Origin of the sequence: Janthinobacterium psychrotolerans, from assembly GCF_001677885.1 — a bacterium.
GTDB classification, from domain to species: Bacteria; Pseudomonadota; Gammaproteobacteria; order Burkholderiales; family Burkholderiaceae_D; genus Janthinobacterium; species Janthinobacterium psychrotolerans.
The window spans coordinates 235,500-261,310 of the sequence record NZ_LOCQ01000059.1 but is presented as its reverse complement, the minus strand read 5'-3'; the positions used below and the strand labels follow the sequence as shown (position 1 = coordinate 261,310).

The window sequence follows — 25,811 nt, the reverse complement described above, 5'->3', positions numbered from 1 at the left end:
GTGTGTCCCCGGCAACTTTCCCATCATAGCAGATCAGGTCAGGCCAGCAAAACCGCGATCAGCTCTTTTGCTTCGGCGGCCGGATTATTGCGTAATTCCTGCAACATCGGGTCCTGATCGAGGAATTGTTGCAGCCTTTCGTTGACGGCTGACGGCATCTGTGGCAATGGCGAGGCGACCGGCGCGATCGCCTTGGCCAGCAGCAAGGTGTCGCGCAGGCCGGCCGGCGGCAGCAGCACGGTGGCGCCGGGCAGCGTGACGACGGCGTCGGCCACCTGGCCTGGCACGATCAGCTGGCGCATCAAGGCGCGGCCGACGATTTCCAGCACCGGCGCCATCTGCGTTTCGAGCTGCTGGTACAGGCCCGGCGTCTTGTCCGCTTCGGCCAGCAGATACAGGCCGCCCACTTCATGCACGATGCCGGCGAACACGGCGGTGTCGGGGTCAACATGGGTCATGGTGCGGGCGATTTCATGCGCCAGCGCCGCCACGTGCACGCTGTGCGCCCACAGTTGCGCCGCTTTGGCGCGCAGGGCGGCGTCCTTGATGCCGGTGTTCATTTGCCGGATCACGGCGGCGGTGGCCAGCGACAGCAGGTTGCGGTAGCCGAGGCGCTCGACGGCGGCGCGCACGCTGGTGACGGTGGGTGTGTGGCCATGGGCGAACATCACCGAGTTGGCCAGCGACACGGCGCGCGCCGACAGGCCCGGCTCGGACAGCAGCAGGCGGTGGATGTCGGCCGCGTGGCAATCGGGATTGCCCAGCTCCTGCTGCAAACGCAGTGCCGTATTGACGTTGGTCGGAAAGGCGAGGGTCTCGCTGTGGGCGCGGGCGAGGAGCTGGGACAGGCTGTTGACGATGTCGGCTTGCATGGATGGTGTGGTCAAGGTAGTGATGATTGCTTGAAAAGGATGATTCTATTATCGGTCAATTTTACCTGCTGTGTCGTATTGCAAGTGGATGGCCGGAAATAGGGGGCGTGCGTTAGTTTTGGAGAGCAATGCAGCGCCAGGCTTTGCTATGATCCCGCATTCCCAACCTGGCCAGGATCTTGAATGGACAACTCGCCGATGACTGACTTGTTTCGCGCCTTCGGCATGCTCTCCCTTGCCGTGCTCTGCGCCTGTGCCGAGAAACGGCATCCACTTGACCTCCACCTGGAGCAGTTGCGCCCCAATACGGTCTCTGCGCTGCCCGAACTGGGGTGGCCAGCGGGTACCTTGCTGTGCCCGATGACCGTTTACCAGAGTGAGCTGCACGGTGCGCAACCGCCTGCCGATAGCGTCAATGCCTTCCTGGCGAGAAAAAAATTCCTTGGCGAAGAGGGCCGCTGGTCACTGATGGTGGTGAAACCGGCGACACAGGGCGACGCCGGCATCGAGCATCTGATGATACGGCGCGCAAAAAAATTCGACGTCATCAATGAACCGGAAATGCTGGCGCGCGACGCCGGTGCCGTGCCAGCGGGCTTTGCGATGAAAACCTGTGTGCCGGTCGAGCAGGCCCGCATACTGGTACTTCCCGAGCAAGGAAACCATCGAAAGTTGATCGTTTTTGGCACGCAGTAAAGACCGCAGGGTGCTGTAATGCCCTTCAGTTAAGCTGTCTGATGCATTGAATGCGTAAGGCCTGAAAACGTAGAAACGGCGGGCCGGAGACGCGAGTCCGAGAAAATGCCGATGGCGGCGTTGCAGCTCCTGGCCGTACATGCTTGCTGGACTTGCTGGGCATGGCCCTGGGTTTGCTGCCGCATGCACTGTTTTCCGGCATGGGGCGGTGTGGCAGGCTGGTGCCGACTGGCGTGTGTGGCTGGTCTATAATCGCGGCAACCTTGCCACCGTTGGCGCGAGGCAGAACATACAAGCAGGATGGAAGCGCGCATGCACAAATTGATTTCCGAACTGGCCAGGCTGTACCTGGCCGATGGCCAGCAGGATACCGATGGCCAGCCCATCACGCCCGAAGTGCTGGCGCGCCAGGTGGCCGGCGGCCCTGCCGTCACCGCCCGGCTGGTCGATGCGGCAGGGCGCACGCGCACCCTGGTGCTGGAGTTTGGCGGCAAGGGCGGCGGTGAAAAGCACTGGAGCGACTTGTGTGCGATTGCCAATGCCTTGCAGCATGAACTGGACCTGCCGGCGCCCGCCGTCAGCATCTCGGGCCGCAGCTCGTTTTATCTGTGGCTGTCGCTGGAAACGGCGGTACCCTTGGCGCAGGCCAGGCAATTGCTGCAATTGCTGCGTAGCGTGTTCCTGCCCGCCAGTACCGATATCCTGAGCGCCGCCCCGGCCGCCTTCCTGGAGTCGGCCCAATTGCCGCCGTGCCTGCAGCCTTCGGGCAAATGGGCGGCTTTTATCCACCCCGGCATGGGCGCCTCGTTTGCCGACGAGCCTGGCCTGGACATGCCGCCGCCATTGCATGCGCAACTCGGTTTCGTGGAAGGCTTGCGCAGCATGACGGCGGCGCAGTTCGCCAGGGCGCTGGCCGTGCTGCAGCAGCATGCTGGCGTGGCGCCGGTGGCCGTTGCTGCTCCCGCCATCATCAAGGCACCGCCATCAAACGGCGGCCTGTTGCTGCAGGACGCCACCCTGGAAGATATCGTGCAATGGCTGCATGCACGCAATATCGAGCCGACTTTCCGCCACCGCCTGCCATGAACGAGCACGCCATGACGCCTGCAGTTGCGCATGCCATTGTCGAGGCCCGCCTGCTGGGCGAGCATGCCATTCCCGTCAAGATCAGGACCACGGAGCCGGTGACGGAAGACGAGATCGCCGAGCTGCTGGCGGCGGTCGACTTCCTGATAGCGCATTACCAGGATCAGCCCAGCGTGCCCAAGACGCTGGCGGCCGCGTTTGTCGATATCTACAGCGGCTTTGTGCCAGGCGAGGGCACCGTGACTGCAAGCTGCGCGCAGCGCCTGGAAGAGGTGGCGATCGCCTTGCAGGACAAGGCGTATCGGCTGTTTCTGCCGTGAGCCTGGTGTCGGCAGATCCCTGAAGAGCAGACCGTCAAGGCCGCCATACACCAGGCATCTGGCTGGCCTCGACGGCGGTTCGGTTCAAAGCCTTGATGCAGGGTGGTCCGCCAATGGAATAAAATCGCCGGTTGACTCATCGAGCGCATCGAGCGAGCCATTTTCGATGTCGTAGACCCAGCCGTGAAGACGCAAGCGCTTCTGCGCGATACGCAAGGCCACCGACGGATGCGTGCGGATATTGTTGAGCTGGGCGACTACGTTGGCGCGTACCATGCCGTCTATGCGCGCCTGTTCCGTTGGATGGTCCTGCGCCTCATTGATCATCCTTGCGGCATCGGCGTGGCGCAGCCAGTTATTGACCGCAGGCATATGTTCAAGGCAGGCGCAGGTAGCGATGGCCTTCATGGCGCCACAATCGGAATGCCCGCAAATGACGATGTCGGAGACGTTCAAGGCGGACACGGCATATTCGACCGTCGCGCTCACGCCCCCTGGTTCGGGGCCATACGAAGGCACGATGTTGCCAGCGTTGCGGATCACGAAGAGCTCGCCTGGCTCGCGTTGCGTGACCAGTTCCGGCACCATCCTGCTGTCGGAGCAGGAAATGAACAAGGCCTTGGGCGTTTGCCCTGTCGCCAGTGTTTTGAACAATTCACGGCGAGCTGGAAAAACTTCTTTTTGGAAACGTAGAAATCCAGCAATGATGTCGCGCATATATGTCGGTAGGAAAAGTCGAATGGGTTGATATTATCGCCGATCGCGCATGGTTAAACCAGCCAGTGTGCCAGTCAGTGCGCCAGCCAGCGCACCAGCGTGCGCGCCACCCAGTCCGGCTGGTCCAGCGGCAAGTCATGTCCTGCTTCGGGATGCGTTTCACAGGCGATGCGCCATGCTTGCGCCAGCTGATGCGAGCACGCCGGGTCCACCAGGCTGTCTTGCGCGCCTGCCAGTACCAGCAGCGGCAGCGGCGGACAGCTGGCCGGTGCGCGAAAGCGGGCGGCCGAGAGCAGCTGGCGCAGCGCATTGCGCCGGCTGACGGGGTATTGCCGCTGATACGCTACCCACTGCTCCACCAGCGCCGGATTGCCGGCGCCATGTTGACAACTGGTCAGCCTCAAGATCAGCGCTTCCTGGCTGGCCTGGTCACCCAGCAGCAGCTGCCTCAGCAAGGCCGGATAATTCTGCCAGCGCAAGCGCCTGTAAAACGGGCTGTAGGGTCGCATGCTGGTGTTGATCAGTACGCACGATGCGATCTCGCCCGGATAGCGGCTGGCCCATTCGACGGCCACCATGCCGCCCAGCGACAGGGCCAGCAGGCGATAAGGTGGCGCAAGTCCGCGCGCCAATAAATCCTGCCGGCAAAATTCCACCATCTCGGCCACGCTTGTCGCACTGTCCAGCGCATGGTGTTCGCCGTTGCCGGGCAGGTCAGGCGTGATGATGGTGGCGCCGGGCAGGGCGGCGCCCAGGACCGCGGGAAAGCCGCCCCAGTGCCGCTGCTCGCGCATCAGGCCGCGCAGCAGTATCCAGATGTCGGTCACGACTCGTACCACTGCGCCAGCGCGCGCTTGCGGTGCGCCTTGCGCGCCAGGCCCTCCGGCATCCAGCGGCCGTGGCTGTTCGCCGCGCGCATCAGGAAATCGAACCACACCAGGTGGCGGCGCAGCACGCGCTGCAGGCGGTGGGCGGCGGTCGGGTTGAAGATGCCGGCGCGGTTGAACAGCTGGCGCGGGTTTTTCTTGACCCACAGCCACGAACCCATTTCCAGCGTCAGCGGCAGGAATACGCGCTCGCTGTCGCAGGTAGCCCGCAGATACAGGTAATCCCACAGGTCGCCATGGGTGCGGTACTGCCGGCTTTGCGGTTCGAACACATAGTTGTGGTTGGGGTAGGTGCGGCTGTACAGCTCTTCCAGCGCGCCGATATCGGCCAGGTGGGCGATCGGCGTGGCCGTGTGAGCATGGGGAAACCAGATGCGGTCGCGCAAGCCGAAGCCTGAATGGCAATCGAGGGCGATGCTGAACTGGCGCGACAGCAATTCGCGCTCGACCAGCTCGCACACGGCCTGGCTTTCCGGCTGCATCGGCTTGCCCTGCGCACCACGATACCAGGGCAGGTGATGGCTGTAGCGGTGGCCGCCCAGCAGAAAGGGCACCGGTTCGCTGGCCGACAGTGGCGCATTGCGCATCAGGTCGATCCCCTGCGGATTGCTGCGCGTGCCTTGCCACATGCCGCCCGGATTGACCAGCGGCATGAAGACCAGGCGCATCGATTCGAGCTGCTGGTGCAGGGTGCTGTCCCATTGCAGGCGCGCCAGGATGCTTTGCAGGAAAGCGAGGATCACTTGCGTGCCGATGCGCTCCAGGCCATGGATGCCGCCGAAAAATCCCAGCACGGGCACATCGGGGCTGGGGTTGCCCAGCGCAATCGTGTAGACGGGAAAGTCGCGGCCATCGATGGGGATGCTGCACGGTGCGGCCACTTCCAGGTGGCGGCCGCCTTCGTCGATCAGGCGCTTGAGCATGACCAGTTCCGGGAGATTCTTTTCGATCATGGGCGACGCTGCAAAAGAAGGTGCCCCAGTGTAGCTGAAATAAGGCTCTGCCCGTTAAATGTACGTTCGCGTACAGACCTTTTTTTCGCTCCATCCTATAGTAGTCCATGGGCCGGCGCGCGCCCACCGAGCCAACAGCAGCGAGCGACACAATCAGCCAGGAGGACGCAAGGATGGACAAGGTCAACAACAAGATGAAGGATATTAATACGGGCCGGCGCGATGTGCTGATTGCCGGGGCCTTGTCGGCCACTGCGGCGGCCATGCCCGGCATGGCTGCGGCCCAGTCTGCCAATGCCGCAAGCATCACCGGCGCGCCATCGGCGCCGCCCGTGATGGCCGGCGTGCGGTTCGACATCAACGGCAAGGCCCATGCACTGGAGCTCGACACGCGCACCACCCTGCTCGACGCCTTGCGCGAGCACCTGCACCTGACCGGCACCAAGAAGGGCTGCGACCATGGCCAGTGTGGCGCTTGCACCGTGATCGTCGATGGCCAGCGCATCAATTCCTGCCTGACCCTGGCAGTGATGCACGAAGGCTCGACAATCACCACCATCGAAGGACTGGGCACGCCCGAAAAACTGCATCCGATGCAGGCGGCGTTTGTCGCGCATGACGGCTATCAGTGCGGCTACTGCACCCCAGGGCAGATCTGTTCGGCGGTGGCGGCGCTCGGCGAAATCCGCCGGGGCGTGCCCAGTCATGTCAGCGCCGACCTGAACGCCAGACCCCAGGTCACGCCTGAAGAATTGCGCGAACGCATGAGCGGCAATATCTGCCGCTGCGGCGCCTATTCGAATATCGTCGACGCGATCACGGACGTTGCAGGGAGGCCGGCATGAAGGTCTTCAGCTATCAGCGCGCCACCACCCCGGCCGAGGCGGCTGCCGCCTCGCTGCGTACCCCGGGCGCCAAATTCATTGCCGGCGGCACCAACCTGCTCGACTTGATGAAACTCGAGATCGAGGCGCCGCCGCACCTGATCGACGTCAACGGCCTGGGCCTGGACCAGATCAGCGCCACGCAGGACGGCGGCCTGCGCATCGGCGCGCTGGTGCGCAATACGGCGCTGGCCGCCGATGAAAAAGTGCGGCGCCACTACGGGGTGCTGTCGCGCGCCTTGCTGGCCGGCGCTTCGGCCCAGTTGCGCAACAAGGCCACCACCGCCGGCAACCTGCTGCAGCGCACGCGCTGCCCGTATTTCTATGACACCAACCAGGCCTGCAACAAGCGCAATCCCGGCAGTGGCTGCCCGGCGATCGCCGGCTTCAGCCGCCAGCTGGCCATCATTGGCGGCAGCGACGCCTGCATCGCCACCCATCCTTCCGACATGTCGGTGGCGATGCGCCTGCTCGACGCCGCCGTTGAAACCGTGCGCCCCGATGGCGCCACGCGCACCATTGCGATCGCCGACTTTTACCGCTTGCCGGGCAATACGCCGCATATCGAAACGGCCTTGCAGCCGGGCGAACTGATCACCGCCGTGACGCTGCCGAAACCCTTGGGCGGCACGCAGGTGTATACCAAGGTGCGCGACCGCGCCTCGTACGCGTTCGCGCTGGTGTCGGTGGCCGCCGTGGTCATGCCGGACGGCTCGGGCCGCGTGGCGCTGGGCGGGGTGGCGCCGCAACCATGGCGCATGGCGCAAGCCGACCAGGCCATGGGCCAGGGCGCCGCCGCCGTCAGCAAGATCCTGCTGGCCGGCGCCAGGCCGACCGAAGAGAACGCCTTCAAGGCCACCCTGGTGCAGCGCACCCTGGCTGGCGTGCTCAATGGAGTGCTCAGTGGAGCTCCCACGCAAGCGCGTGCTACCGCGCAGAAAGCGACATCATGAAATTCACCACGCCTGCCACCACCAATCCCATCGACAAGCTGCGCTATATCGGGCGCGCCACCGACCGCATCGAAGGACCGTTGAAAACCACCGGTACGGCGCCGTACGCCTATGAACAGAACGACGCGGCGCCCAACGCCGCCTATGGCCATGTGCTGGGCGCGGCGATTGCCAAGGGCCGCATCACCGCCATGGACACCAGCGCCGCCCTGCGTGCGCCCGGCGTGCTGGCCGTGGTCACGGCCGAGAACGCGGGCAAGCTGGGCAAGGGCAAGATGAATACCGCAAGGCTGCTGGGCGGCCCCGAGATCCAGCATTACCACCAGGCCGTGGCGCTGGTGGTGGCCGAAACGTTCGAGCAGGCGCGCGCCGCCGCGCAGCTGATCGTCGTGAAATATATGGAAAAAAAGGGCAAGTACGACCTGGCGGCGGCGAAAAGTTCGGCCACCAGGCCCAAGGATGACAAGCCCGACACCAGGGTGGGCGACTTTGCCGGCGCCTTTGCCGCCGCACCCGTGCGCGTGGACGCCATGTATACCACGCCTGACCAGTCGCACGCCATGATGGAGCCGCATGCCTCGATCGCTGCCTGGAAAGGCGACCAGCTGACGGTCTGGACCTCGAACCAGATGATAGACTGGAGCCGCGGCGACGTGGCCCTGACCCTCGGTATTCCGAAAGACAAAGTGCGGTTGATTTCGCCGTATATCGGCGGCGGCTTTGGCGGCAAGCTGTTCGTGCGGTCCGACGCCGTGCTGGCCGCGCTCGGCGCGCGCGCCGCCCAGCGCCCGGTCAAGGTGGCGCTGACGCGTCCGCAACTGATGAACAACACCACGCACCGGCCCGCCACCATCCAGCGCCTGCGCATCGGCGCCACGCGCGCCGGCAAGATCACGGCCATCGGCCATGAATCGTGGTCGGGCGACCTGGAAGGCGGCAAGCCTGAAACAGCCGTGATGCAGACGCGCCTGCTGTATGCCGGCGCCAACCGCATGACGGCGATGCGCCTGGCCGTGCTGGACCTGCCCGAAGGTAACGCCATGCGTGCGCCGGGCGAGGCGCCGGGCCTGATGGCGCTGGAAATCGCCATGGACGAGCTGGCGGAAAAACTCAAGATGGACCCGATCGCTTTGCGCATCCTGAACGACACCAAGGTCGATCCCGAAAAGCCGAGCCGGCCATTTTCCCAGCGCCGCCTGATCGACTGCCTGCGCACCGGCGCTGTCGAGTTCGGCTGGAAAGACCGCGGCGCCACGCCAGGCAGCAAGCGCGACGGCCGCTGGCTGGTCGGCATGGGCGTGGCCGCCGCCTTGCGCAACAATATGGTGACGAAGTCGGGCGCCCGCGTGCGCCTGAACGCCCAGGGCGTGGTAACGGTGGAAACCGACATGACCGATATCGGCACCGGCAGCTACACGATTATTGCGCAGACGGCCGCTGAAATGCTCGGTGTCGAACTCGACAAGATCGTCGTCAAGCTGGGCGACTCGGACTACCCGGTCTCGGCCGGTTCCGGCGGCCAGTGGGGCGGCAACAGTTCCACCGCCGGCGTCTACGCGGCCTGCGTGAAACTGCGCCAGGCGATCGCCGGCAAGCTGCGGATGGATGCCAACGAGGCGCGTTTTTCGGACGGCCTGGTCAGCAGCGGCGAGCGCGACGTGCCGATCGCGCAGGCGGCCAAGGATGGCGAGATCGTCGCCGAAGACTTCATGGAGTACGGCGACCTGGACAAGAAATTCCAGCAATCGACCTTCGGCGCGCACTTTGTCGAAGTGGGCGTGGACAGCTACACGGGCGAAGTGCGCATCCGGCGCATGCTGGCCGTGTGCGCTGCCGGCCGTATCCTGAATCCGAAGTCGGCGCGCAGCCAGGTGATCGGCGCCATGACCATGGGCGCCGGTGCGGCCCTGATGGAAGAACTGGTGGTCGACCAGCGCGGCGGGTTTTTTGTGAACCACGACCTGGCCGGCTACGAAGTGCCGGTGCATGCCGACATTCCGCACCAGGACGTGATCTTCCTGGAGGAAACCGACCCGATGTCGTCGCCGATGAAGGCCAAGGGCGTGGGCGAACTCGGGATTTGCGGCGTGGCGGCGGCGATCGCCAACGCCATCCATAACGCCACGGGGGCCAGGGTGCGCGAGTATCCGATTACCCTGGACAAACTGCTCGACAAGCTGCCGGCCGTGGCTTGATGGACTAACCCAATGCCGGTGCGCCGCCGGCCGGCAAGCGCAATGCTGCCGGCTTGCGGTGTGCCGGACGCGCCATGCTGGTGGCAGGGTGCGCTTGCTCCTCGGCCAACACCACCGCCGCATCGACCGTAAAGAAGCCCACCACGCGCAGCAGGGTGGTCGCTTCGCTGTGGACCGACTCGGCCGACGCGGCCGCTTCTTCGACCAGGGCCGCATTTTGCTGGGTGACATTGTCGATGGCGGTGATGGCGCTGTTGATTTCACCGATGCCCGACTCCTGCTCGGCGCTGGCCGAAGCGATCTGGGCCATGATGCCGGTCACGCGCTCCACGCTGGCGACGATTTCCGTCATGGTGTCGCCGGCGGCATGGGCCAGCACGCTGCCCGTTTCAATCTTTTCCACCGAGGCATTGATCAACTGCTTGATCTCGCGCGCGGCCGTGGCCGAACGCTGTGCCAGGTTGCGCACTTCGCCGGCCACCACCGCAAAGCCGCGTCCTTGTTCACCGGCCCGGGCCGCTTCGACGGCGGCGTTCAGCGCCAGGATATTGGTTTGAAACGCGATGCCGTCGATCACGCCGATAATATCGACGATCTTTTTCGCCGCCGCGCTGATGGCATCCATGGTGTCGACCACGTCATCGACCACGCTGCCCCCCTTTTTTGCCACCTGCGAAGCCGACAGCACCAATTCATTGGCCTGGCGCGCGTTGCTGGTGTTGCCTTTCACGGCGGCGGTCAGCTCTTCCATTGACGAGGCGGTTTCCTGCAGCGCGCCTGCCTGATGCTCGGTGCGGCGCGACAAGTCCAGGTTACCGGTCGACAGTTCGCGCGAGGCGGTGTCGATGGTGACGGCGCCATCGTGCACCAGCCTGACCGTTTCGCCGAGGCGCACCGTCATATTGTGCAAGGCGTTGAGCAGCTGGCCCACCTCATCGTTTCTTTCTTTCACTTCAACATGGCGCAAATCGCCCCTGGCGACGCGCTCGGCGATATTGACCGCATGCCGCAGGGGCACGACGATGCTGCGCGTAATCGCCCACGCCAGTGCGGCGCCCGTGATCAGCGCCAGCGCGCCAAAGGCCAGCAGGGTGGCCACGCTGCTGTCATATTGGCTGGCCGAAGCGGCAGCCAGCGCGTTGGCTTCTTTGGTCTGGTAGTCCAGCAGCTTGGCCAGCGCCGCGGCATAGGCGCCGAACGTGGTTTTCATGGTGGTGCCGGTCAATTGCTCGACTTCCTGCGTGCGGCCCTGGTCCTTGAAGGTCAGCACCTGCTTGCGCACGGCAAGATAGGCCTTGTGGCTGTTGGCGACGTCATCGGCCAGCGCCGCCTCGGTGGCGCTCTTGGGCAGAGCTTTCATTTGCGCCATCAGGCGCTCGACGGCCTTGTCGCCCGCGGTCAGCTGGGCCTGGAAATATTCGCCCGTTTCCAGGCTGTCGCTCTTGGCGATCGACAGCGCGCTGTTGCCATTGAGCTTGGCCGTGCCGAGCAGTTCGGACGCGAGCTGCTGCTTGGCCAGCTTGTCCTTGACCAGGTAATCGGTATTGTCATTGGCCGCATGCAAACGCCACAGGGCGATGCCGGTAATGCAAGCCATGACGAACAGCACCATGGCGAACGAGATCAGGACCCGTGGTCCGGTTTTCAACTGGAGGAATTTCATGATGTGGGGAGCGCTTTCGGTTGGCGACTGACGGATTGCTGATGAAAGCCAGCATAGCAATCAAGTGTGACGCAATCATTACATTGGGGAAATTATATTTGTTGAAAAATCATTATTGCTTTGATGTTGCAGACAGTCATGCTCAGTCGCGCAATAGGATGTTGAACGCAAGCTGCCGCTATTGAGAGCGAGGAGGAACACCGCGCGAGGTTCCCTTGTATTGTGAAACGATTAAGAGAAATTTCTTTCTTTTCCGCTATACTGGCCGTCCTCCCCAGCAGCCAGTACGCATACCATGGACTTGAGTCAGCACGCCGCCGTCGTCAATTGCGAAGCCTATCGTCACGGCAAGAAACTCGCCCACTTCGACATCGACAAGGTCGGCGATTTTCTCGGCGATCCCGATTGTTTTGTGTGGATCGGCCTGGCCGGCCCCGACAGCGCCGCCATGCAGGCCTTGCAAACGGCCTTCGGCCTGCACGAGCTGGCGGTGGAAGACGCCGAAGGCGCGCACGAGCGGCCCAAGCTGGAAGAATACGGCGACACTTTGTTCATGGTGATGCACACGGCCAGCCTGGACGGCCAGGCCATCGTCTACGGCGAAACCCATGTGTTCCTGGGCTGCCGCTTCATCATTACCGTTCGCCATGGCCCCTCGGCCGGCTACGCCAAGCTGCGCGAGCGCAAGGAAACCGTGCCCGAGAAACTGGCCAGCGGCCCCGGTTACGTGCTGTATTCCATCATCGATTTTATCGTCGACCAGTACCAGCCCTGCATCGACATGCTGCAGGCCAAGTTCCAGCAATATGAAACCCAGTTGTTCAAGCCCAGCCTGAACGAAGACAAGCTGCAGGATTTTTACCAGCTGAAAACCGAACTGCTCAAACTCGACGCGGCCGTCAACCCGCTGCATGAAATCTGCACCCAGCTGATTCGTTTTCATGGCGATATCGTTCCCAAGGAAAACCGCATCTATTACCGCGACATTCTCGATCACGTCAAACGGGTCACGCACACCGCCAACCAGATGCGCGAAATGGTCAACGCCGCCATGCAGGTGGCGCTGGGCCAGATCTCGATCCGCCAGAACGAAGTGGTCAAGCGTCTGGCCGCCTGGGCCGGCATCCTGGCCGTGCCGACCATGGTGTTCAGCCTGTACGGCATGAACTTCGAGTTCATGCCCGAGCTGAAGTGGCGCGGCGGCTATCCGGCGGTGATGGCGGTGATCGTGGCGGGTTGTTATTTCCTGCACCGGCGGCTCAAGCGCGAAGGGTGGTTGTAATTCGATTATCTCATGGCTGCCTGCGGCGCTTGTGCTGGGCGCAGGAGGAGATCATTGCGTGATGGTCGCATCAGTCATATCTGTCAATGCCGGAGCGTTTCAGCTGTGTTCGTTGAAAGTGCCACATCTTCCAATAGAACACGAAAAAAGTTGTCCATATTAGTTCTAAATAAATAAATATTGTTTAGCTCTTTCTAAAAATTCCCGTAGGAAATAAAATGCCGCGTTAGTCTAAAAGCAAAAGGAACTTTCGTGGCAACGAATCAGCAGTCATTGTTACGTCATTGGCACATGCTCCAGGATATTCCACGGGCACCCAGCAAGGAGTCGGTAGAAAACATTTGCTTGCGCTTGAAAAATCTTGGCTACGTAGTTACTGTGCGTACTGTACAACGTGATCTGCAAGCCTTGCGTGAGGTATTTGCACTTGAAGTCGATGACCGTGACAAACCTTTTGGCTGGAGTTGGCGGCGTGATGCGCCATCCTTCAGCATTCCTGGCGTTACCATACCCGAAGCGCTGACCCTCAAACTGGTAGAGCAGCATCTGCACCACCAGTTGCCACCGCACACGGCACACGCTTTGCGCCCGCATTTCGCAGCTGCCGCGCGCACCCTGGCCACGGCAGGAGATGCCCTGTCTTCCAATGCGTGGCTGGATAAGATACGTCACATTCCGTCGATGTTGCCGCTATTGCCGCCGGTGCTAGATGAAGCGTCGCGCGATATCGTGTACGAAGCACTGATGCAGGATTGCCAGCTTATGCTCAGCTACCGGCGACGCGATGCCACCAGGGCGGTTACCTATCCCGTCGTCCATCCACTGGCAATTGCCGAACGGGCTGGCGTGCTTTACCTGATATGCATGTTTGCCGAATACACCGACATCCGCATGCTGGCCCTGCACCGCATCGTACACGCCGAACGGCGCTACGAATCTGCTCGCACATGCCCTGATTTCAATCTCGACGCATATATTGCGGCGGGCCACTTCGGCATCGTGAGCGGAACTCCGCTAATGCTGCATGCAATCTTCTCCAGCACGGCAGGCGCTCACTTGTATGAAACACCGATACATGCCGAGCAAACCTTGGAGCGGGCAGAAAATGGCTCGTTGGTACTGCGCGCAACCGTGCCCAATACGCAGGCGCTGCGCTGGTGGCTGCTGGGCTTCGGCGCCAGCGTCGAGGTGCTTGAACCGGCGACGTTGCGTAGTGAGATGGCCGAGACAGCGCGCCTGATGGTGGACGCCTATCACTGATTTTCCAAATAATATTGCTGCGACAGCTATTGTCGCTAGTTGCCGCATGATGTGGCATGTTGATCTAAAGGACGAAAAGATGAGTCTTGATTTACCGAACCCAAAAGATATTTTCAGTGCCGTAAGCAAGCAGATAAAGGGACTTATTAGCAGCCTGAACCATCCTGCCGGGGATGCGGCGCTGGAAAAGGCTCGCGAGGAAGGTGTCGGGCAACTGAACGTAATGCTCGACCAGTTGCAAACCAATTTGGCCGAGCTTGATGGCAATGCCGAATGGCAGACCTTCACCATTGCGTTGTACGGTGAAACGAATGCGGGCAAGTCAACCGTGATCGAGACACTCAGGATCTTGCTGAATGAGAAAGGTAAATTGCAGCAGCAACAGGACTTCAAGGAGTTGCAGGCAAAGCTCGGTATTACTCCTGCCGATCTGGCGCAGTTGTCGGTGGCAGTGACCCAGGCGACGCAGATCATCACGCAGCTGGAACAAGAGCATTTGACATTGCAGCAGGAGGCCGGCAACAAGCAAGCTGGCTTGTTGGCGCAGCGCGACAAATTGGCACGCACAGTCGCTGAACTCAAGCAGCAGGCCTCGTTGTGGCAGAAATTCGTCCAGTTGTTTTCCAAACTTTCTGAAGAGAAAGAGCATGCCCAGCTCACCGCAGCTGTTGGCGCCCATCAGGCGGAACAAGCACAGGCATTGGCACAATTGCAAAAACGCCAGGCAGATGCCCGACAGCAAGCAGATGCAACTGTCCACGCCGAGAAACGCGCGCATGAATCGATGGGGCAGTTGGCTGCGACGGCAGATGGCGCGATTATTGGCGACGGGCGCGCCGATTTCACCCGTACAACGCAACGTTATGACTTTGTCGCTCACGGGCAGCAATTTGCCTTACTGGACGTGCCCGGTATCGAAGGCCATGAAAGCGCGGTGATAAACAGTATACTCTCTGCCGTGAAAACGGCGCATGCGGTGTTTTACGTGACGAGCAAGGCTGCGCCACCGCAACAAGGCGATGCTGGCAACAAGGGAACGCTGGAAAAAATTCAGGAACACCTGAACGCACAAACCGAAGTCTGGACGCTGTTCAACAAACGGCTGACCAACCCGGTAGCCTTGCAGAAAGCCAGCCTGGTCTCCGATGATGAACAGGGCAGCCTCGATGACCTGGACAAGAAAATGTTCGAGTATCTTGGCAAAAACTACGCCCGTACGGTGACGTTGAGTGCCCAGCCAGCTTTCCTGGCTGCGGCCAGTTGCCTGGTCCCTGAATCTCCCCACGCAAAAAGCCAGGCCAAGTTCCTGTCTGATTACAGCCGTGCACAATTGCTTGAAAAATCCGGGGTTCGCGCATTCCAGCAATTGTTGACGGTCGAGATGGTGCGCGATTATCGGCAGAAAATTATCCGTTCAAACTTCAACAAGGCCAGTCAGGTGGTCAGGCAAGCCGGCGCCAAGGTGGACGAGTTGCTGCGTAGCTCCTTCCGGCCACTTCGCGTGAAGTTGAACAAGGATGCGGATCAGGCAGAGCAGCAGCTGGAACTGGCTTTCAACGGTCTGAGAAGCCAGCTCGATGCGCGTTGCGAGGATGTCATCAGTAATTTCAGTAGCGAGGTACGCCGCACCACCGACAGTGAAATCAAGGACGGCATCGATAACGATGATTTCAGGGACATGCTTGAGATGAGCATCAGAGACGGGCAAGAAAAGTTGGTCCTGCAGTTTTCCAGCCTGTTGCAGGAAGAGGTGGCGCGTTTCCAGGACGAGACCAGGGAGGTGATCGAGCGTTTCCATGAATTTGCGCAGGAGTTGTTCGACGCCTACGGCAATGTACAGATCAAGGGCGCAGACCGCAAATTCAGACTGAAAGTCGATATCGACAATGGCATCAAGGTGGCAGGCCTGATTGGTGCCGTAGTGGGTATCGCGTTGACATTCTGGAATCCTGCCGGCTGGGCCATAGTGGCCGTTGGCGCGGTGACGGCTTTGGTAAGTGTCGCCAAGTCGGTCGCTGGTTTTTTCAGCAAGGACTACAAAATGGCGCAACAGCGCAAGGCCGTGTCCGAAAACTTGTCAAAAGTCGTGCGCAAGCTGCGCCAGTCCTTGGACGAAAGTCTGGGGGAGGCATGGCCACAACTTGAGGAAAAGATGAGCGCGCTGAAGTCGGCGGTCAGGCAACCGGTCAAGCAAGTCGATGGCATCATCCTTGTGTTGAGCGAATCAGAAATCAAATTGAAAACCATGTCACACAACATTGAAAAGGCGTCTACATAATGGAAACTACTTTGGATGCATTCCAAACAAAAAAGGCACAAGCGCTGCTGATTTTGCAGAAACTGCAGGCATTTTTGCAGCAAGGCCGGGAAGCGGGCGTCGAGATCGAAGAAAATACCCGGAACAAGCTTGAAACCGCACTGCAGAGTGTTTCTGGTGACAAGCTGAGGATTGCGCTGGTTGGCGGTTTTTCGGAAGGCAAAACCTCGATTGCCGCTGCCTGGATGGAGCAACTGGACAAGGCAAGCATGAAAATCAGTCACCGCGAGTCGTCGAACGAAGTGGTGATTTATGATGTGGGCGCGGGTTTTGAACTGATAGACACGCCTGGGCTGTTCGGATTCAAGGAGCAAATTAACGCCGACACGCAAGCGATCGAAAAATACAAGGACATCACCAAGAAATACGTCAGCGAGGCGCACCTCGTGTTGTACGTAATGAATCCGGTCAATCCGATCAAGGAAAGCCATCAGGATGATCTGGGGTGGTTGTTCCGTACGCTGAACCTGTTGCCTCGCACAATTTTTGTGCTGAGCCGCTTCGATGAAGTGGCCGATGTGGCCGATGTCGAGGAACACAAGCAAAGCCTGTCAATCAAACGTGCCAGTGTGGTCAGCCGGCTGACTGAGCTGATCGGGCTGACTGCGGAAGAATCGTCCGCGCTGGCCATCGTCGGCGTAGCAGCCAATCCCTTCGATATGGGCGTCAATCACTGGCTGGGCCACCTGGAACAATTCAAGGCGCTCTCGCACATCGCCACCTTGCAGGCAGCAACATCCGAAAAAATCAAGGCCAATGGCGGGGCCGTCGCAATCGCCGACGAAACTAGGAAGAGCATCATCCGCGACGTGCTGACCCGGCAAATGCCGATTGCTGTGGCCACCGATGAAAAGTTGGCGGCGGAACTGGCCCGTTTGGAAGACATGAACCTGAGTCTGAAGAAACAGCTTGCCGTTACAGATGGCAAGATCGTCGATGCCAAGGTTCGCCTGCGGGCTTCAGTTCTTGAGTATTTTTCAGACCTTATCCTGCAGGCCCAAGGTGTGACGATGGAAACAGCAGGCGAATTTTTTGAACGTGAGGTCGGCAGCGAAGGTATTATCGTGTCCGAACGGCTGAAAAACATTTTCCAGCGTACTCTGAAATCGGCCGCGCTTGAAGTGAGCAAGATACAAATCGGGTTTGACTCCGAAGTCAGTCATTTCAACGGCATGATCAAACAGTATGGCAAGCAGGGTATCGATTATGTGCGTAGTAATAATTTGATCAACAATAAGAGTGTTCTTGGTGCGCGTGACGGCTTGGTTAACATCGGTAACATGGTGGGATTGGATCTGGGTAAATACCTGAAGTTCAAGCCATGGGGCGCATCGAATCTTGCCAAAAATATCAATGGCGTATTTGCCATTGCCGGGCTGGCATTGGAAGCATGGGACAGCCTGGAGCAGGCCAAACGCCAGGAACAGTTCACGAAGCTGCGCGCGACCATGGTCGCCAACTTCGGGCAGCAGCGTGCTGAGCTGCTTTCCCTGATTGACGATCCCGCGTTTAATGAAACTTTTTTCAGCGACTACGTGACACTGGTCGGCGATGTCGAGGCGGTGCGCAAGGATGTTGCGCAACGTCAGCAGCAGCGAGAGAAATTCCATGCGTGGCGCATGACCGGCGAAGCGATCGACGTGGAATTTTCGGCCATGTAGCTCGTCATGCTCTCGGCAGACCGGTGGAGGCAGTTTTAAGTAAAAACCTTCATTGCAGCTGGTTGATACGCGAACGGGTGGCGCTGGCCAGGGACTTGCAGGAGTCGCCCGCCACGCCGATGGCGCAGGTGGCCGAGCTGGCCGGTTTTGGTTCGGAAGAATCGCTGCGCCGGCATTTCCGGCGCCTGGTCGACACCAGTCCGGGCGCCTGCCGGCAACGCTTCTGTCACGCCGACCGGCTTGCGCCGAGAGTCAGAACGCCTGGCTGACAGTATGGATCAGCAGGCCTGCCAGCCCGCCCACCACCGTGCCGTTGATGCGGATAAACTGCAAATCGCGGCCGATCGCCAGTTCGATGCGCTCGCTCATTTCGTCCTTGCTCCACAGGGCCAGGCGGCTTTCGATAAACGCGCCCACTTCACCGCGGTAGCGGCGCACCAGCGCGCTGCTGCCGGCGACGATGGTGTCGTTGAGCCACTGCCTGGCTGTCGCATCGCTGCCCAGCACCTTGCCGGTATTGCCGGCGAGCCTGGCGATGGCGCGCGCCAGCGCCGGCTGCTCGCTGTCGAGGTCTGCCTGCAGGCGTGCGACCAGGCTATCCCAGGCCTCGCCCAGCATGGCTTGCACCTTGTCGCTGGCCAATGCCTGCTGCTGGTACTGCCTGACGGTGTCCTGCCAGCGGGGATCGTTTTTCAGGTGTAGCGCGCTGTCGCCGATCCAGCCTGACAGGCGCGAGCGCACCGGGTGCTGCGCGTCGGCGCGCACGGCAACGACGAATTCCTGCAAGGACCGGATCATGCGCGCTTCGTACAGCACCAGCGCCGCCTTGACCAGCTTGTTCTCGATATGGAAGGCGTTCAGCGCAAAGTCGCCGATGGCCGCATGGTGGCTTTCGTCGGCCAGATAGTCGGCGCCCTTGTCGAGCACGAAGTCCAGCAGCTCCTGCGGCTTGCCGTCGGCAATCAGGGCGTCGATGCAGTCGGCCGCCACGCTGGACAGGTTCAGCTGGCCGAGGTAGGCGCTCGCCTTGCTGCGCACCAGTTCGCGCAGGTGCTCATGGTCGAGCATGGACAGCAGCTGTTTGGCGACCCCTGCGCTGGACTGGCCCAGTTGCTGTGCATGCAGGGGATCGCGCAGCCAGGCGCCCAGCAGTTCTGCCGGGTCTGCCTGGGCGATGCGTTCGGCAATGCCTTGCTCGGTAATGAAATGGTTTTCCACAAAGGCGCCCAGGCTCTGGCCAATGCTGTCCTTGCTGTTCGGGATAATCGCCGTATGCCAGACCGGGATGCCCAGCGGATGGCGGAACAGGGCGACGACGGCAAACCAGTCGGCGATCGCGCCCACCATCGACGCTTCGGCAAACGCCTCCAGGTAGCCCCAGGCGGGATGGCTTGCGCGCTGCGAGCGGGCCAGCGCAAACAGCAGGGCGGCGGCCAGCAGCAGGCCGACGGCGACCCATTGCATGGTGCGCAGGCGGTCGCGCTTCAACTGGTCGGCGCTGCGTGGTTCGGCGAGAATGGGAGCGGGGGGCATGGCGAAACTCTTCTTGAGGTAGAGAGCGCCATCATAACTGCGGCGGGCGACAAGGGCTGTCGCGCACGCCGCAGTTGACCACGAAAATCAGGCTTTTGGGTGCAGCAGCGAACGTTTGCGGGCGTAGCCGAAGTAGATCGCCAGGCCGATCAGCAGCCAGATGCCGAAGGCGATCCAGGTCACCAGGCTCAGGTAACTCATCAAGGCCACGCAGAAGATCACGGCCAGCGCCGGGATCACCGGCACGGCCGGGCAACGGAAGGCGCGCGGCAGGTCAGGGCGCTTCTTGCGCAGCACCACCACGGCGATCGCCACCAGGGTGAAGGCGGCCAGGGTGCCGATATTGATCAGTTCAGCCAGGATATTGAGCGGGATCACGGCGGCGATCAGGCCGAACACGATGCCGACCAGCCAGGTGGCGAAAAACGGCGTCTGGAAGCGCGGATGCACGCTCGACAAACGGGCCGGCAGCAGGCCGTCGCGCGACATGGCGAAGATGATGCGGGTCTGGCCAAATGCCATCACCAGAATCACGGTGGTCATGCCCAGAATGGCGCCCAGATCGACAAAGCCCGCGATCCAGTTTTCGCCCGCATATTGCAGCGCCAGCGACACCGGATGGTCGACGCCAAGGAATTTCTGGTACGGCACGATGCCCGTCATGATGGCTGACACCACCACATACAGCACGGCGCACACGGCCAGGGAACCGATAATGCCGATCGGCAGGTCGCGCGACGGTTTCTTGACTTCCTCGGCGGCCGAGGTGACGGCGTCAAAACCGATAAAGGCAAAGAACACCAGCGCCGCCGCGCTCATCACGCCGGTCATGCCGAATGGCATGTAGGGCTGCCAGTTGGCCGGCTGCACATGGCGCGCGCCGAAAATGATAAACAGCAGCACCACGCCGATCTTGATGGCCACCATGATGTTGTTCAGGCGCGCCGATTCACGCACGCCCCAGCCCAGCATGGCCGTCAGCAGCAGCATGATCACCAGCGCCGGCAGATTGATCCAGGTCGATACACCGGGCAAGGCGCCCGGTGCGGCCGTCAGCTCCACCGGCAGCACGATGCCAAAGCCGGCGATCAGCGACTGGAAATAGCCGGACCAGCCAACGCAGACGGCGGCCGCCGCCAGGCCATATTCGAGCAGCAGATCCCAGCCTATCATCCAGGCCGCCAGTTCGCCCATGGTGGCGTAGGTATAGGTGTAGATCGAGCCGGCGACCGGCACGGTGGAGGCAAATTCCGCATAGCACAGGGCGGCGAAGCAGCAGGCCACGGCCGCGATCACGAACGACAGCGACAGGGCAGGACCGGCCGTCAGCGCGCCGGTGCCCGTCAATACAAAGATGCCGGTGCCGACAATGGCGCCGATACCCATCAGCACCAAGTCGAACGGCCCCAGTACCTTGGCCAGTCCGCCGGGCTTTTTGCTGTGGGCGATCATGTCGTCCAGGTTTTTGGTTCTCAATAAGCTCACTGTCACTCCCGTGCGTTTTTATAATGGTTTTGTCATCGTGGCCGCCTCGTGGGTGGCCAGGTGCAGCCAGATTCTAGCGCAGGGGAGGGGTATTCTTGAAGTAAAGTGTGAAATGGTGTGCGGGGGTTGTTTATTGTTGCAGTGAGTGTGAAGATTGAAAAACAGCGGGCCGCAGACGCGCGGGCCAGAGAAAATGCCGATGGCGGCGTTGCGGCTTCCTTGCCTTACATAGCCGCTGTTGGCCATCCACCGCCGCTTGCCCCAAGCTTGTTTTCCGGGGCGCTTGCCGAATTACCGCTTTTCCTTGTTAATCAGTTGCACCAGCTTGAACGCTTCGTGCTCGATTGCAGGTTCGGCCTCGTCGAGTTCCTGGCTGGCCTTGACATAGGCGGCGCGCTTGCGCTCCTCCTTTTCTTCCGGCGGCACGGCTTTCGTTGCGCCCGGCATGATCAGCTGGGCGCCGGAGTTGTACTTCTTGTAGATGACCTGCTTGCCACAAGCGGTGTTGTAGTAGCGGGTCATCTCGGTCGCCGTGTCGGCGGAAATGACGCTGGTTAGCGCTGGCGCCAGACGCTGATAGATTTCCGCCGGCGAAATCTTGTCGAGCTTGGCGAGCACGGCCTGCTTCTGGGCGTCGTATCAGGCCCGCTTCGACTTGCCGATCACGCTCGCCACCTTGGTGGTAATCATGTCGACCGCCGGACCGTTGGCGCCATGCGGCAGGATGATGTCGGCATTGCGCTTGGTCGGCTCGATGAACTGCTTGTGCATCGGGCGCACGGTTTCCAGATATTGTTCGACCACGCTTTCGACCGAGCGGCCGCGTTCGGTGATATCGCGCTGCATGCGGCGGATAAAGCGCACGTCCGAGGCGGTGTCGACAAAGATCTTCAGCGACATCATGTTGCGCAGGTCTTCGTCGTACAGGGCAAACAGGCCTTCGATGACGATCACCGGCGCCGGCTTGACGGCAATGGTCTTGTCGGAGCGATTGTGCAGCGTAAAGTTGTACTCTGGCATTTCGATCGCTTCGCCATTGCACAAGGCCTTGACGTGGCGCACCAGCAAGGGCCATTCGAAGGCCTGCGGGTGGTCGTAATTTTGCTGGGGGCGCACTTCCGGGGGCAGGTGGGTCTGGTCGCAATAGTAATCGTCCTGCATCACGACCGAGACCATGTCGGCCCCGAAAGACGCCAGCACTTGCTGCGATACGGTGGACTTGCCACTGCCGCTTCCGCCAGCGACACCAATAACAAACGGATGGAAAGGGATCTGGTTCATCCCCGCATGATACCGGAAGCGCGCGCGAACCGACAGGGGCCGGTGGCGGCAAGATGACGTCCAGCCCTCATATTGACCAGCTATTTTTCAAACGCCGCCAGTAGGCCGGCTTCGCCGATTTTGCCGAACTGATCGCCATAATAGTGTTTTGCCCACTCGATAAACTGCTGTGCGTCCATCTGCACCATCGGCAGCAGCCAGCCGGCGCCATCCTCCATGTTTTCCGCTATCTGCGCGGTGCCGGTGCTCCAGGAGACGCCGTCGACGCTCCAGCAGCAGAAGGTAACGTCTTCATGATCGACCGCTTCGTGGTGCAGCAAGTCGAGCAGCTCTTGCGGCAGGCCGTCGTAGATGCCGGGCCAGACCGCATATTCATCTTGCGCATGGGGACTGAGTTCCGACTCGTGGTCAAAGCCCTTGAGCACGGCCTTGCCTTCAGCGGTGAAAAAACCGATGACGTGGTCGCCGGCGCCGTTGTCGAATCTGGCCATCGCAATGCCGTTCGACCAGGCCGGGTCATGGCGATAGGCTCTCATCGATTCCTCAGGCGTCATCAAGGCGTCGCAGCGGGCTGCGCTTTGCCAGGCGCGCTGCAGATGATGCGGCGACATGTCTGGAATAGGCATTGACTTGATTCCTTTCGAGCTATTGTGTTGGTACTTGGACCATGCTGTGGCGGCGCTTCCATTCGGTCACCACATCGCCCATGGTTTTCGCGCCGCCATCGCCTATCCAGGCCATCAGCGCTCTGTCAAAGCGAAATTGCGCGCCGCATTGCGCAAGCAAAAAACGCCGCACATTTTGCGTGTTCCTGTAGCCTGCGTCGATTTCAGTCGCGTGCGATATGACGCCGCCGTGCCAGTCAAATGTCATCGTTTGCTCCATCGGTATCACATGCCTGCTGTTGACGAGAAGTCCTGGCGTAACGCATTTTCATGACTCCGCTTTACACTTCCCACTGAAACTTGACGGTCAGCGCCTGGTTCGTGACCGCCGGCATCCTTGTCCGGTCGCGCGAGTAGCCGACCGACATCGAACGGCCATGGCGCCACAAATGACGATACAGCAGCGAGCGGTGCAGCTGCTTCTCCGCCCACGGTTCCAGGGCCGTGACGCCGTCGTCGCGCCGTTCGCCGGCCGTGTTTTGCGCCAGCAGCCGCAATGAATCGGCGGGCGTGAAATGCAGCATGGCCAGCATGCGCCAGCCGGTGTCGACAAACGCCGGCTGGCCCAGCGTGCCTTGCACCCAAGCGCGGTTCCAGCGCTGGTCCAGTTCCACCGCCCAGCCATTGGGCAGCGCGCGGCGCCAGCCCAGGTCCAGGGTGACATTGCCGCCACGGCCGACGCGGTCGGCGTCGACGTCGAGCTGGCGGCCCAGGGTCACTTCGGCATTGAACCTGGGCAGCCAGGGCAGGGGCGACGATTCGACGCCGAAGTGCAGGGCGCGCGTATCGTGCAACTGGCCCAGGCGGTTGGCGCGCTGCTGGTCGAAGCCCAGGTTGGCCCAGAAATTGAGCTGGCGCGGGCCACGGAACCAGACACCGGGCTGCAGCTTGCGCTCCACCACCTGGCCGCCGGTTTGTCCCGAAACGCTGTCGCCGACGGTGCGGATTTCATGCAGGCCCAGATGCGCTTCGGTCTCGTACAAGTCGACCGCCAGGCCGTTCCAGGCCGGCCGCTGCGCCCCCAGGCGGCGGTTCAGGTTGACCTCAAACCTGAGCACGCCGGTTTGCGGCACGAAGCCGTTGTCGTTGACAAAGCCGCCGCTGCTCGCTTCGAAGGCCGCGTCGTTCCACCAGACGTCGCTGATGTGCGTGAATTTGCCCCAGCCATACACACCGCGGCGGGTGGCCGTGCGCTGCGCGGGCAGGCCCTCGTCGCGCAGTGCGACATTGCTGTTCGACTGCATCAGCAGCCATGCCGCCTGCTGGCCGTCGCCACGCCACTGGCCGTCAAGCCCGAACACCGTATTGGCGCCGTCGCGGCCATAGTCGCGACGGGAAGCGAAAGCACCCAGCAGCAGGCCAGCTCCATGCCAGCGTCCGCGCACCAGGCTGGCCAGGGTGCGAGCCGACTGGTCGTATTGCGCCGTTTCATACGGGCCGCCGCGCAGCACCACGCCGCCGGGCTGGTCGCGCAAGCTCATGGCGGTGGCGTCCAGTGCTGCGGCGCGCCAGGTGGCGCGCAAGCCCCACTGCGGGTCGGCCACGGTGCGCGAATAAAACGCCGCCAGCGGCAGGCCCAGCACGTCGGCGCTTTCGAGGAAAAATCCGCGTTTTTCGGGCAGGCTGAGCGCAATGCGGCTGGCGCCCGAGGACGTCGGCTCGTCGATTTCCACCTGCGAGTAATCAGGGTTGAGCGTGCCATTGAAGACCCAGTCGGCGCGCGGACGGGCGTTCACTTCCAGGCCCAGGCTGGCGCGGTTGGCGCGGCGTAGTCCATCGGCGTCGTCGTCGCGGGTGGCGCGCATGGTCAGTTCGGGTTTCAGTTCCAAAAACGCCCGGTCGCGCACGCCAGCGACCGTGGCGCCCATGCCGGTAATGTCCTGCAGCACGGCGATATGGCTCAGGGCGTCGCCGGTCAAGGGAGTGCTGGTCAGCAGCAGTCCGCCCGCATGCGGCACGCTGCGCTCGATCATGGCGCGCCAGGTCTTGCCGCCTTCGTAGGGAAAGCGCAGGTTGGACAGGGGCCAGCGCACTTCCATGCTGTAGCCATCGTCGAGCAGCCTGACGGCCGCGTCGATCGGGAAATCCGGGCCCAGGTCGGACAGGTCCTCGTCGGCGCGGTACATGCCGTCGCTGATGACGCCGGCCGTATTGATGCGCACGAACTGCGCCGCGCGGCCGTGGCCGGTGGGGTCGAGCCAGATACCGATAAAATCCTGGTCCATGCCGACCTTGTCGCGCCGTGCCAGCGCGTCCTGGCGCTGGTGCGGCGCGTTGTCCCAGGCGCGGATGCCGAACACCAGCGCGCCGTCAGCCACCAGCACCTGCACCGTGGTGCGCAGCTGTGGCGGCGCGGGCCGGCCGTTTTCGGGCAGGTACTCGTGGAAAGTGTCGTACACGGGCGCGTCGCGCCAGGCGTCGTCGTCCAGTACGCCGTCGAGCTGTGGCAGGGCGCCGGCGCTCACCATGGCGGGCAGGGCGGCCGCGCCTGGCACGCTGGCTTCGCCAGTGGCGGCGGCGCTGGCCAGCAGCAGCGCCGAGATCAGCTTGCTATTGGTATTGAAGATGGATGGCACCAGATCCCTAGCAGTCGATGCAGCCACGCGCGCGAGTGTGGGGTGGCTGGGGCTGCAAGTGTACGCGAGTCCATATTATTTAGGCAAGTGCATTTGCGGCCACGATCAAAGCCGAAGCCATTCGTGATGGCGTAAGGCCTGGGCAGGGTGCGGACATCAGCCATCGCGCTTCGGCTGCCCGTCGAGCATGCCGCTGCGTTCGCGCCGTTCCTGCTGGCGCTCGATAAAGTCGCCCAGCGGCCGGTCCGCCTCCTTTTTGAAACCATCGAGGCGGTGCAGCCTGGCGCGGGTCTCGGCCGCCACTTCATGCGCGATCATCTGCTCTTCCGAGCTGCCGGCATTGATCAGCGCCAGCGCCTGGTTGGCCGTGCGCCGCTCTTCCTGGTGCTGGTTCTGCTTGCCGCGCTTGATGTTCTTGCGGCTAGAATGCGGACTTTCGCCGTACAGGTTGCGGCGGTCCTTTGCAAGGCTCAGCGCCTTCTTTTCCTGCGGTGATTTGGCCGTGCTCATGCGACTGCTTCCCTC

At 61.7% G+C, this 25,811-nt stretch carries 23 protein-coding genes and 1 pseudogene; 11 read left to right on the top strand and 13 right to left on the bottom strand.

Translation table 11 applies throughout. The features are described 5' to 3' along the window. Positions 1 to 38: 38 nt before the first annotated feature. The gene (locus ASR47_RS19650; protein ID WP_150127880.1) at positions 39 to 887 is read right to left on the bottom strand and encodes an HDOD domain-containing protein; all 849 of its coding nucleotides are present in this window, start codon (positions 885 to 887) and stop codon (positions 39 to 41) included. 168 nt (positions 888 to 1,055) lie between these two features. Here ASR47_RS19650 and ASR47_RS19645 point away from each other — a divergent pair, with 168 nt between their 5' ends. The 3 genes from ASR47_RS19645 (at position 1,056) to ASR47_RS19635 (ending at position 2,974) form a co-directional block, all read left to right on the top strand. Beyond that, positions 1,056 to 1,568 carry a hypothetical protein gene (locus tag ASR47_RS19645; protein WP_245714416.1) on the top strand — a complete coding sequence of 171 codons (513 nt, stop codon included), beginning with the start codon at positions 1,056 to 1,058 and terminating at the stop codon, positions 1,566 to 1,568. A 312-nt stretch (positions 1,569 to 1,880) separates the two neighbouring features. Then, positions 1,881 to 2,654 (top strand): hypothetical protein, encoded by a 774-nt coding sequence (locus ASR47_RS19640; RefSeq protein WP_065309591.1) that lies wholly within the window; start codon positions 1,881 to 1,883, stop codon positions 2,652 to 2,654. An 11-nt stretch (positions 2,655 to 2,665) separates the two neighbouring features. Continuing rightward, positions 2,666 to 2,974 (top strand): hypothetical protein, encoded by a 309-nt coding sequence (locus ASR47_RS19635; RefSeq protein WP_065309464.1) that lies wholly within the window; start codon positions 2,666 to 2,668, stop codon positions 2,972 to 2,974. A gap of 84 nt (positions 2,975 to 3,058) precedes the next feature. Here ASR47_RS19635 and ASR47_RS19630 read toward each other — a convergent pair whose 3' ends face one another. The 3 genes from ASR47_RS19630 to ASR47_RS19620 all read right to left on the bottom strand — a co-directional run bounded on the left by ASR47_RS19630 (position 3,059) and on the right by ASR47_RS19620 (position 5,531). Beyond that, positions 3,059 to 3,691: a carbonic anhydrase gene (locus ASR47_RS19630; RefSeq protein WP_065309463.1), complete on the bottom strand. Its 633-nt coding sequence runs from the start codon at positions 3,689 to 3,691 to the stop codon at positions 3,059 to 3,061. Positions 3,692 to 3,765: 74 nt separating this feature from the next. Beyond that, positions 3,766 to 4,485 (bottom strand): alpha/beta fold hydrolase, encoded by a 720-nt coding sequence (locus tag ASR47_RS19625; RefSeq protein ID WP_065309590.1) that lies wholly within the window; start codon positions 4,483 to 4,485, stop codon positions 3,766 to 3,768. Positions 4,486 to 4,514: 29 nt separating this feature from the next. Next, positions 4,515 to 5,531: a M14 family zinc carboxypeptidase gene (locus tag ASR47_RS19620; protein ID WP_065309462.1), complete on the bottom strand. Its 1,017-nt coding sequence runs from the start codon at positions 5,529 to 5,531 to the stop codon at positions 4,515 to 4,517. A 173-nt stretch (positions 5,532 to 5,704) separates the two neighbouring features. Between ASR47_RS19620 and paoA the strand changes: the two genes are divergently transcribed. Genes paoA through paoC form a run of 3 tightly spaced genes read left to right on the top strand, consistent with a single transcriptional unit; the run spans position 5,705 to position 9,563 of the window. Further along, positions 5,705 to 6,376, top strand: coding sequence for an aldehyde dehydrogenase iron-sulfur subunit PaoA (gene paoA / locus ASR47_RS19615; RefSeq protein WP_082989053.1), 672 nt, complete (start codon positions 5,705 to 5,707; stop codon positions 6,374 to 6,376). Continuing rightward, entirely contained in the window at positions 6,373 to 7,368 is a 996-nt protein-coding gene (locus ASR47_RS19610; RefSeq protein WP_065309461.1) for an FAD binding domain-containing protein, read from the top strand. The genes paoA and ASR47_RS19610 overlap by 4 nt, the downstream gene beginning before the upstream one ends. Then, complete coding sequence (gene paoC / locus ASR47_RS19605; protein WP_065309460.1) at positions 7,365 to 9,563, top strand: aldehyde oxidoreductase molybdenum-binding subunit PaoC; 2,199 nt, start codon at positions 7,365 to 7,367, stop codon at positions 9,561 to 9,563. The genes ASR47_RS19610 and paoC overlap by 4 nt, the downstream gene beginning before the upstream one ends. 4 nt (positions 9,564 to 9,567) lie before the next feature. Here paoC and ASR47_RS28225 read toward each other — a convergent pair whose 3' ends face one another. Beyond that, entirely contained in the window at positions 9,568 to 11,226 is a 1,659-nt protein-coding gene (locus ASR47_RS28225; RefSeq protein WP_065309459.1) for a methyl-accepting chemotaxis protein, read from the bottom strand. A gap of 295 nt (positions 11,227 to 11,521) precedes the next feature. Between ASR47_RS28225 and corA the strand changes: the two genes are divergently transcribed. From corA to ASR47_RS28020, 5 genes and pseudogenes are all read left to right on the top strand, one after another. Further along, positions 11,522 to 12,508 carry a magnesium/cobalt transporter CorA gene (gene corA, locus ASR47_RS19595; protein ID WP_065309458.1) on the top strand — a complete coding sequence of 329 codons (987 nt, stop codon included), beginning with the start codon at positions 11,522 to 11,524 and terminating at the stop codon, positions 12,506 to 12,508. Positions 12,509 to 12,760: 252 nt separating this feature from the next. Continuing rightward, entirely contained in the window at positions 12,761 to 13,768 is a 1,008-nt protein-coding gene (locus tag ASR47_RS19590; RefSeq protein WP_082989052.1) for a helix-turn-helix transcriptional regulator, read from the top strand. 79 nt (positions 13,769 to 13,847) lie between these two features. Beyond that, positions 13,848 to 16,046, top strand: a complete 2,199-nt coding sequence (locus ASR47_RS19585) for a hypothetical protein (RefSeq protein ID WP_065309588.1) — start codon at positions 13,848 to 13,850, stop codon at positions 16,044 to 16,046. Further along, positions 16,046 to 17,746, top strand: coding sequence for a LeoA/HP0731 family dynamin-like GTPase (locus ASR47_RS19580; protein ID WP_065309456.1), 1,701 nt, complete (start codon positions 16,046 to 16,048; stop codon positions 17,744 to 17,746). Before ASR47_RS19585 ends, ASR47_RS19580 begins: the two co-directional genes overlap by 1 nt. A gap of 59 nt (positions 17,747 to 17,805) precedes the next feature. After that, positions 17,806 to 18,015 (top strand): annotated as a pseudogene (locus tag ASR47_RS28020) (helix-turn-helix domain-containing protein); the annotation flags it as partial. On the opposite strand, the gene ASR47_RS19575 reads toward ASR47_RS28020, so the two are convergent. The 8 genes from ASR47_RS19575 to ASR47_RS19540 form a co-directional block, all read right to left on the bottom strand. Next, positions 17,999 to 19,279 carry a DUF445 domain-containing protein gene (locus ASR47_RS19575; RefSeq protein ID WP_082989049.1) on the bottom strand — a complete coding sequence of 427 codons (1,281 nt, stop codon included), beginning with the start codon at positions 19,277 to 19,279 and terminating at the stop codon, positions 17,999 to 18,001. The pseudogene ASR47_RS28020 and the gene ASR47_RS19575 sit on opposite strands and share 17 nt — an antisense overlap. Positions 19,280 to 19,366: 87 nt before the next feature. Beyond that, entirely contained in the window at positions 19,367 to 20,764 is a 1,398-nt protein-coding gene (gene bcaP / locus ASR47_RS19570; protein ID WP_065309455.1) for a branched-chain amino acid transporter BcaP, read from the bottom strand. A 291-nt stretch (positions 20,765 to 21,055) separates the two neighbouring features. Beyond that, positions 21,056 to 21,382 carry a hypothetical protein gene (locus tag ASR47_RS19565; protein WP_065309454.1) on the bottom strand — a complete coding sequence of 109 codons (327 nt, stop codon included), beginning with the start codon at positions 21,380 to 21,382 and terminating at the stop codon, positions 21,056 to 21,058. Between the two features lie 21 nt (positions 21,383 to 21,403). Further along, positions 21,404 to 22,045 carry a uridine kinase gene (gene udk / locus ASR47_RS19560; RefSeq protein WP_065309453.1) on the bottom strand — a complete coding sequence of 214 codons (642 nt, stop codon included), beginning with the start codon at positions 22,043 to 22,045 and terminating at the stop codon, positions 21,404 to 21,406. Between the two features lie 80 nt (positions 22,046 to 22,125). After that, positions 22,126 to 22,671: a hypothetical protein gene (locus ASR47_RS19555; RefSeq protein WP_150127879.1), complete on the bottom strand. Its 546-nt coding sequence runs from the start codon at positions 22,669 to 22,671 to the stop codon at positions 22,126 to 22,128. Between the two features lie 19 nt (positions 22,672 to 22,690). After that, positions 22,691 to 22,918 carry a DUF6434 domain-containing protein gene (locus tag ASR47_RS19550; RefSeq protein ID WP_065309586.1) on the bottom strand — a complete coding sequence of 76 codons (228 nt, stop codon included), beginning with the start codon at positions 22,916 to 22,918 and terminating at the stop codon, positions 22,691 to 22,693. 73 nt (positions 22,919 to 22,991) lie between these two features. After that, positions 22,992 to 25,286, bottom strand: coding sequence for a DOMON domain-containing protein (locus ASR47_RS19545; protein WP_174551165.1), 2,295 nt, complete (start codon positions 25,284 to 25,286; stop codon positions 22,992 to 22,994). Between the two features lie 156 nt (positions 25,287 to 25,442). Then, positions 25,443 to 25,796, bottom strand: coding sequence for a hypothetical protein (locus ASR47_RS19540; protein WP_065309451.1), 354 nt, complete (start codon positions 25,794 to 25,796; stop codon positions 25,443 to 25,445). Positions 25,797 to 25,811 lie beyond the last annotated feature (15 nt).

What these genes read in the sequence shown, in the direction of transcription:
- corA (WP_065309458.1), top strand. Translation starts at nt 11,522, where the DNA reads ATGGACTTGAGTCAGCACGCCGCCGTCGTCAATTGCGAAGCCTATCGT.
- ASR47_RS19580 (WP_065309456.1), top strand. Translation starts at nt 16,046, where the DNA reads ATGGAAACTACTTTGGATGCATTCCAAACAAAAAAGGCACAAGCGCTG.
- ASR47_RS19575 (WP_082989049.1), bottom strand. Translation starts at nt 19,279, where the DNA reads ATGCCCCCCGCTCCCATTCTCGCCGAACCACGCAGCGCCGACCAGTTG.
- ASR47_RS19610 (WP_065309461.1), top strand. Translation starts at nt 6,373, where the DNA reads ATGAAGGTCTTCAGCTATCAGCGCGCCACCACCCCGGCCGAGGCGGCT.
- ASR47_RS19625 (WP_065309590.1), bottom strand. Translation starts at nt 4,485, where the DNA reads ATGCGCGAGCAGCGGCACTGGGGCGGCTTTCCCGCGGTCCTGGGCGCC.
- ASR47_RS19640 (WP_065309591.1), top strand. Translation starts at nt 1,881, where the DNA reads ATGCACAAATTGATTTCCGAACTGGCCAGGCTGTACCTGGCCGATGGC.
- ASR47_RS19630 (WP_065309463.1), bottom strand. Translation starts at nt 3,691, where the DNA reads ATGCGCGACATCATTGCTGGATTTCTACGTTTCCAAAAAGAAGTTTTT.
- ASR47_RS28225 (WP_065309459.1), bottom strand. Translation starts at nt 11,226, where the DNA reads ATGAAATTCCTCCAGTTGAAAACCGGACCACGGGTCCTGATCTCGTTC.
- ASR47_RS19620 (WP_065309462.1), bottom strand. Translation starts at nt 5,531, where the DNA reads ATGATCGAAAAGAATCTCCCGGAACTGGTCATGCTCAAGCGCCTGATC.
- udk (WP_065309453.1), bottom strand. Translation starts at nt 22,045, where the DNA reads ATGAACCAGATCCCTTTCCATCCGTTTGTTATTGGTGTCGCTGGCGGA.
- paoA (WP_082989053.1), top strand. Translation starts at nt 5,705, where the DNA reads ATGGACAAGGTCAACAACAAGATGAAGGATATTAATACGGGCCGGCGC.
- paoC (WP_065309460.1), top strand. Translation starts at nt 7,365, where the DNA reads ATGAAATTCACCACGCCTGCCACCACCAATCCCATCGACAAGCTGCGC.
- ASR47_RS19555 (WP_150127879.1), bottom strand. Translation starts at nt 22,671, where the DNA reads ATGCCTATTCCAGACATGTCGCCGCATCATCTGCAGCGCGCCTGGCAA.
- ASR47_RS19635 (WP_065309464.1), top strand. Translation starts at nt 2,666, where the DNA reads ATGACGCCTGCAGTTGCGCATGCCATTGTCGAGGCCCGCCTGCTGGGC.
- ASR47_RS19645 (WP_245714416.1), top strand. Translation starts at nt 1,056, where the DNA reads ATGGACAACTCGCCGATGACTGACTTGTTTCGCGCCTTCGGCATGCTC.
- ASR47_RS19540 (WP_065309451.1), bottom strand. Translation starts at nt 25,796, where the DNA reads ATGAGCACGGCCAAATCACCGCAGGAAAAGAAGGCGCTGAGCCTTGCA.
- ASR47_RS19585 (WP_065309588.1), top strand. Translation starts at nt 13,848, where the DNA reads ATGAGTCTTGATTTACCGAACCCAAAAGATATTTTCAGTGCCGTAAGC.
- ASR47_RS19550 (WP_065309586.1), bottom strand. Translation starts at nt 22,918, where the DNA reads ATGACATTTGACTGGCACGGCGGCGTCATATCGCACGCGACTGAAATC.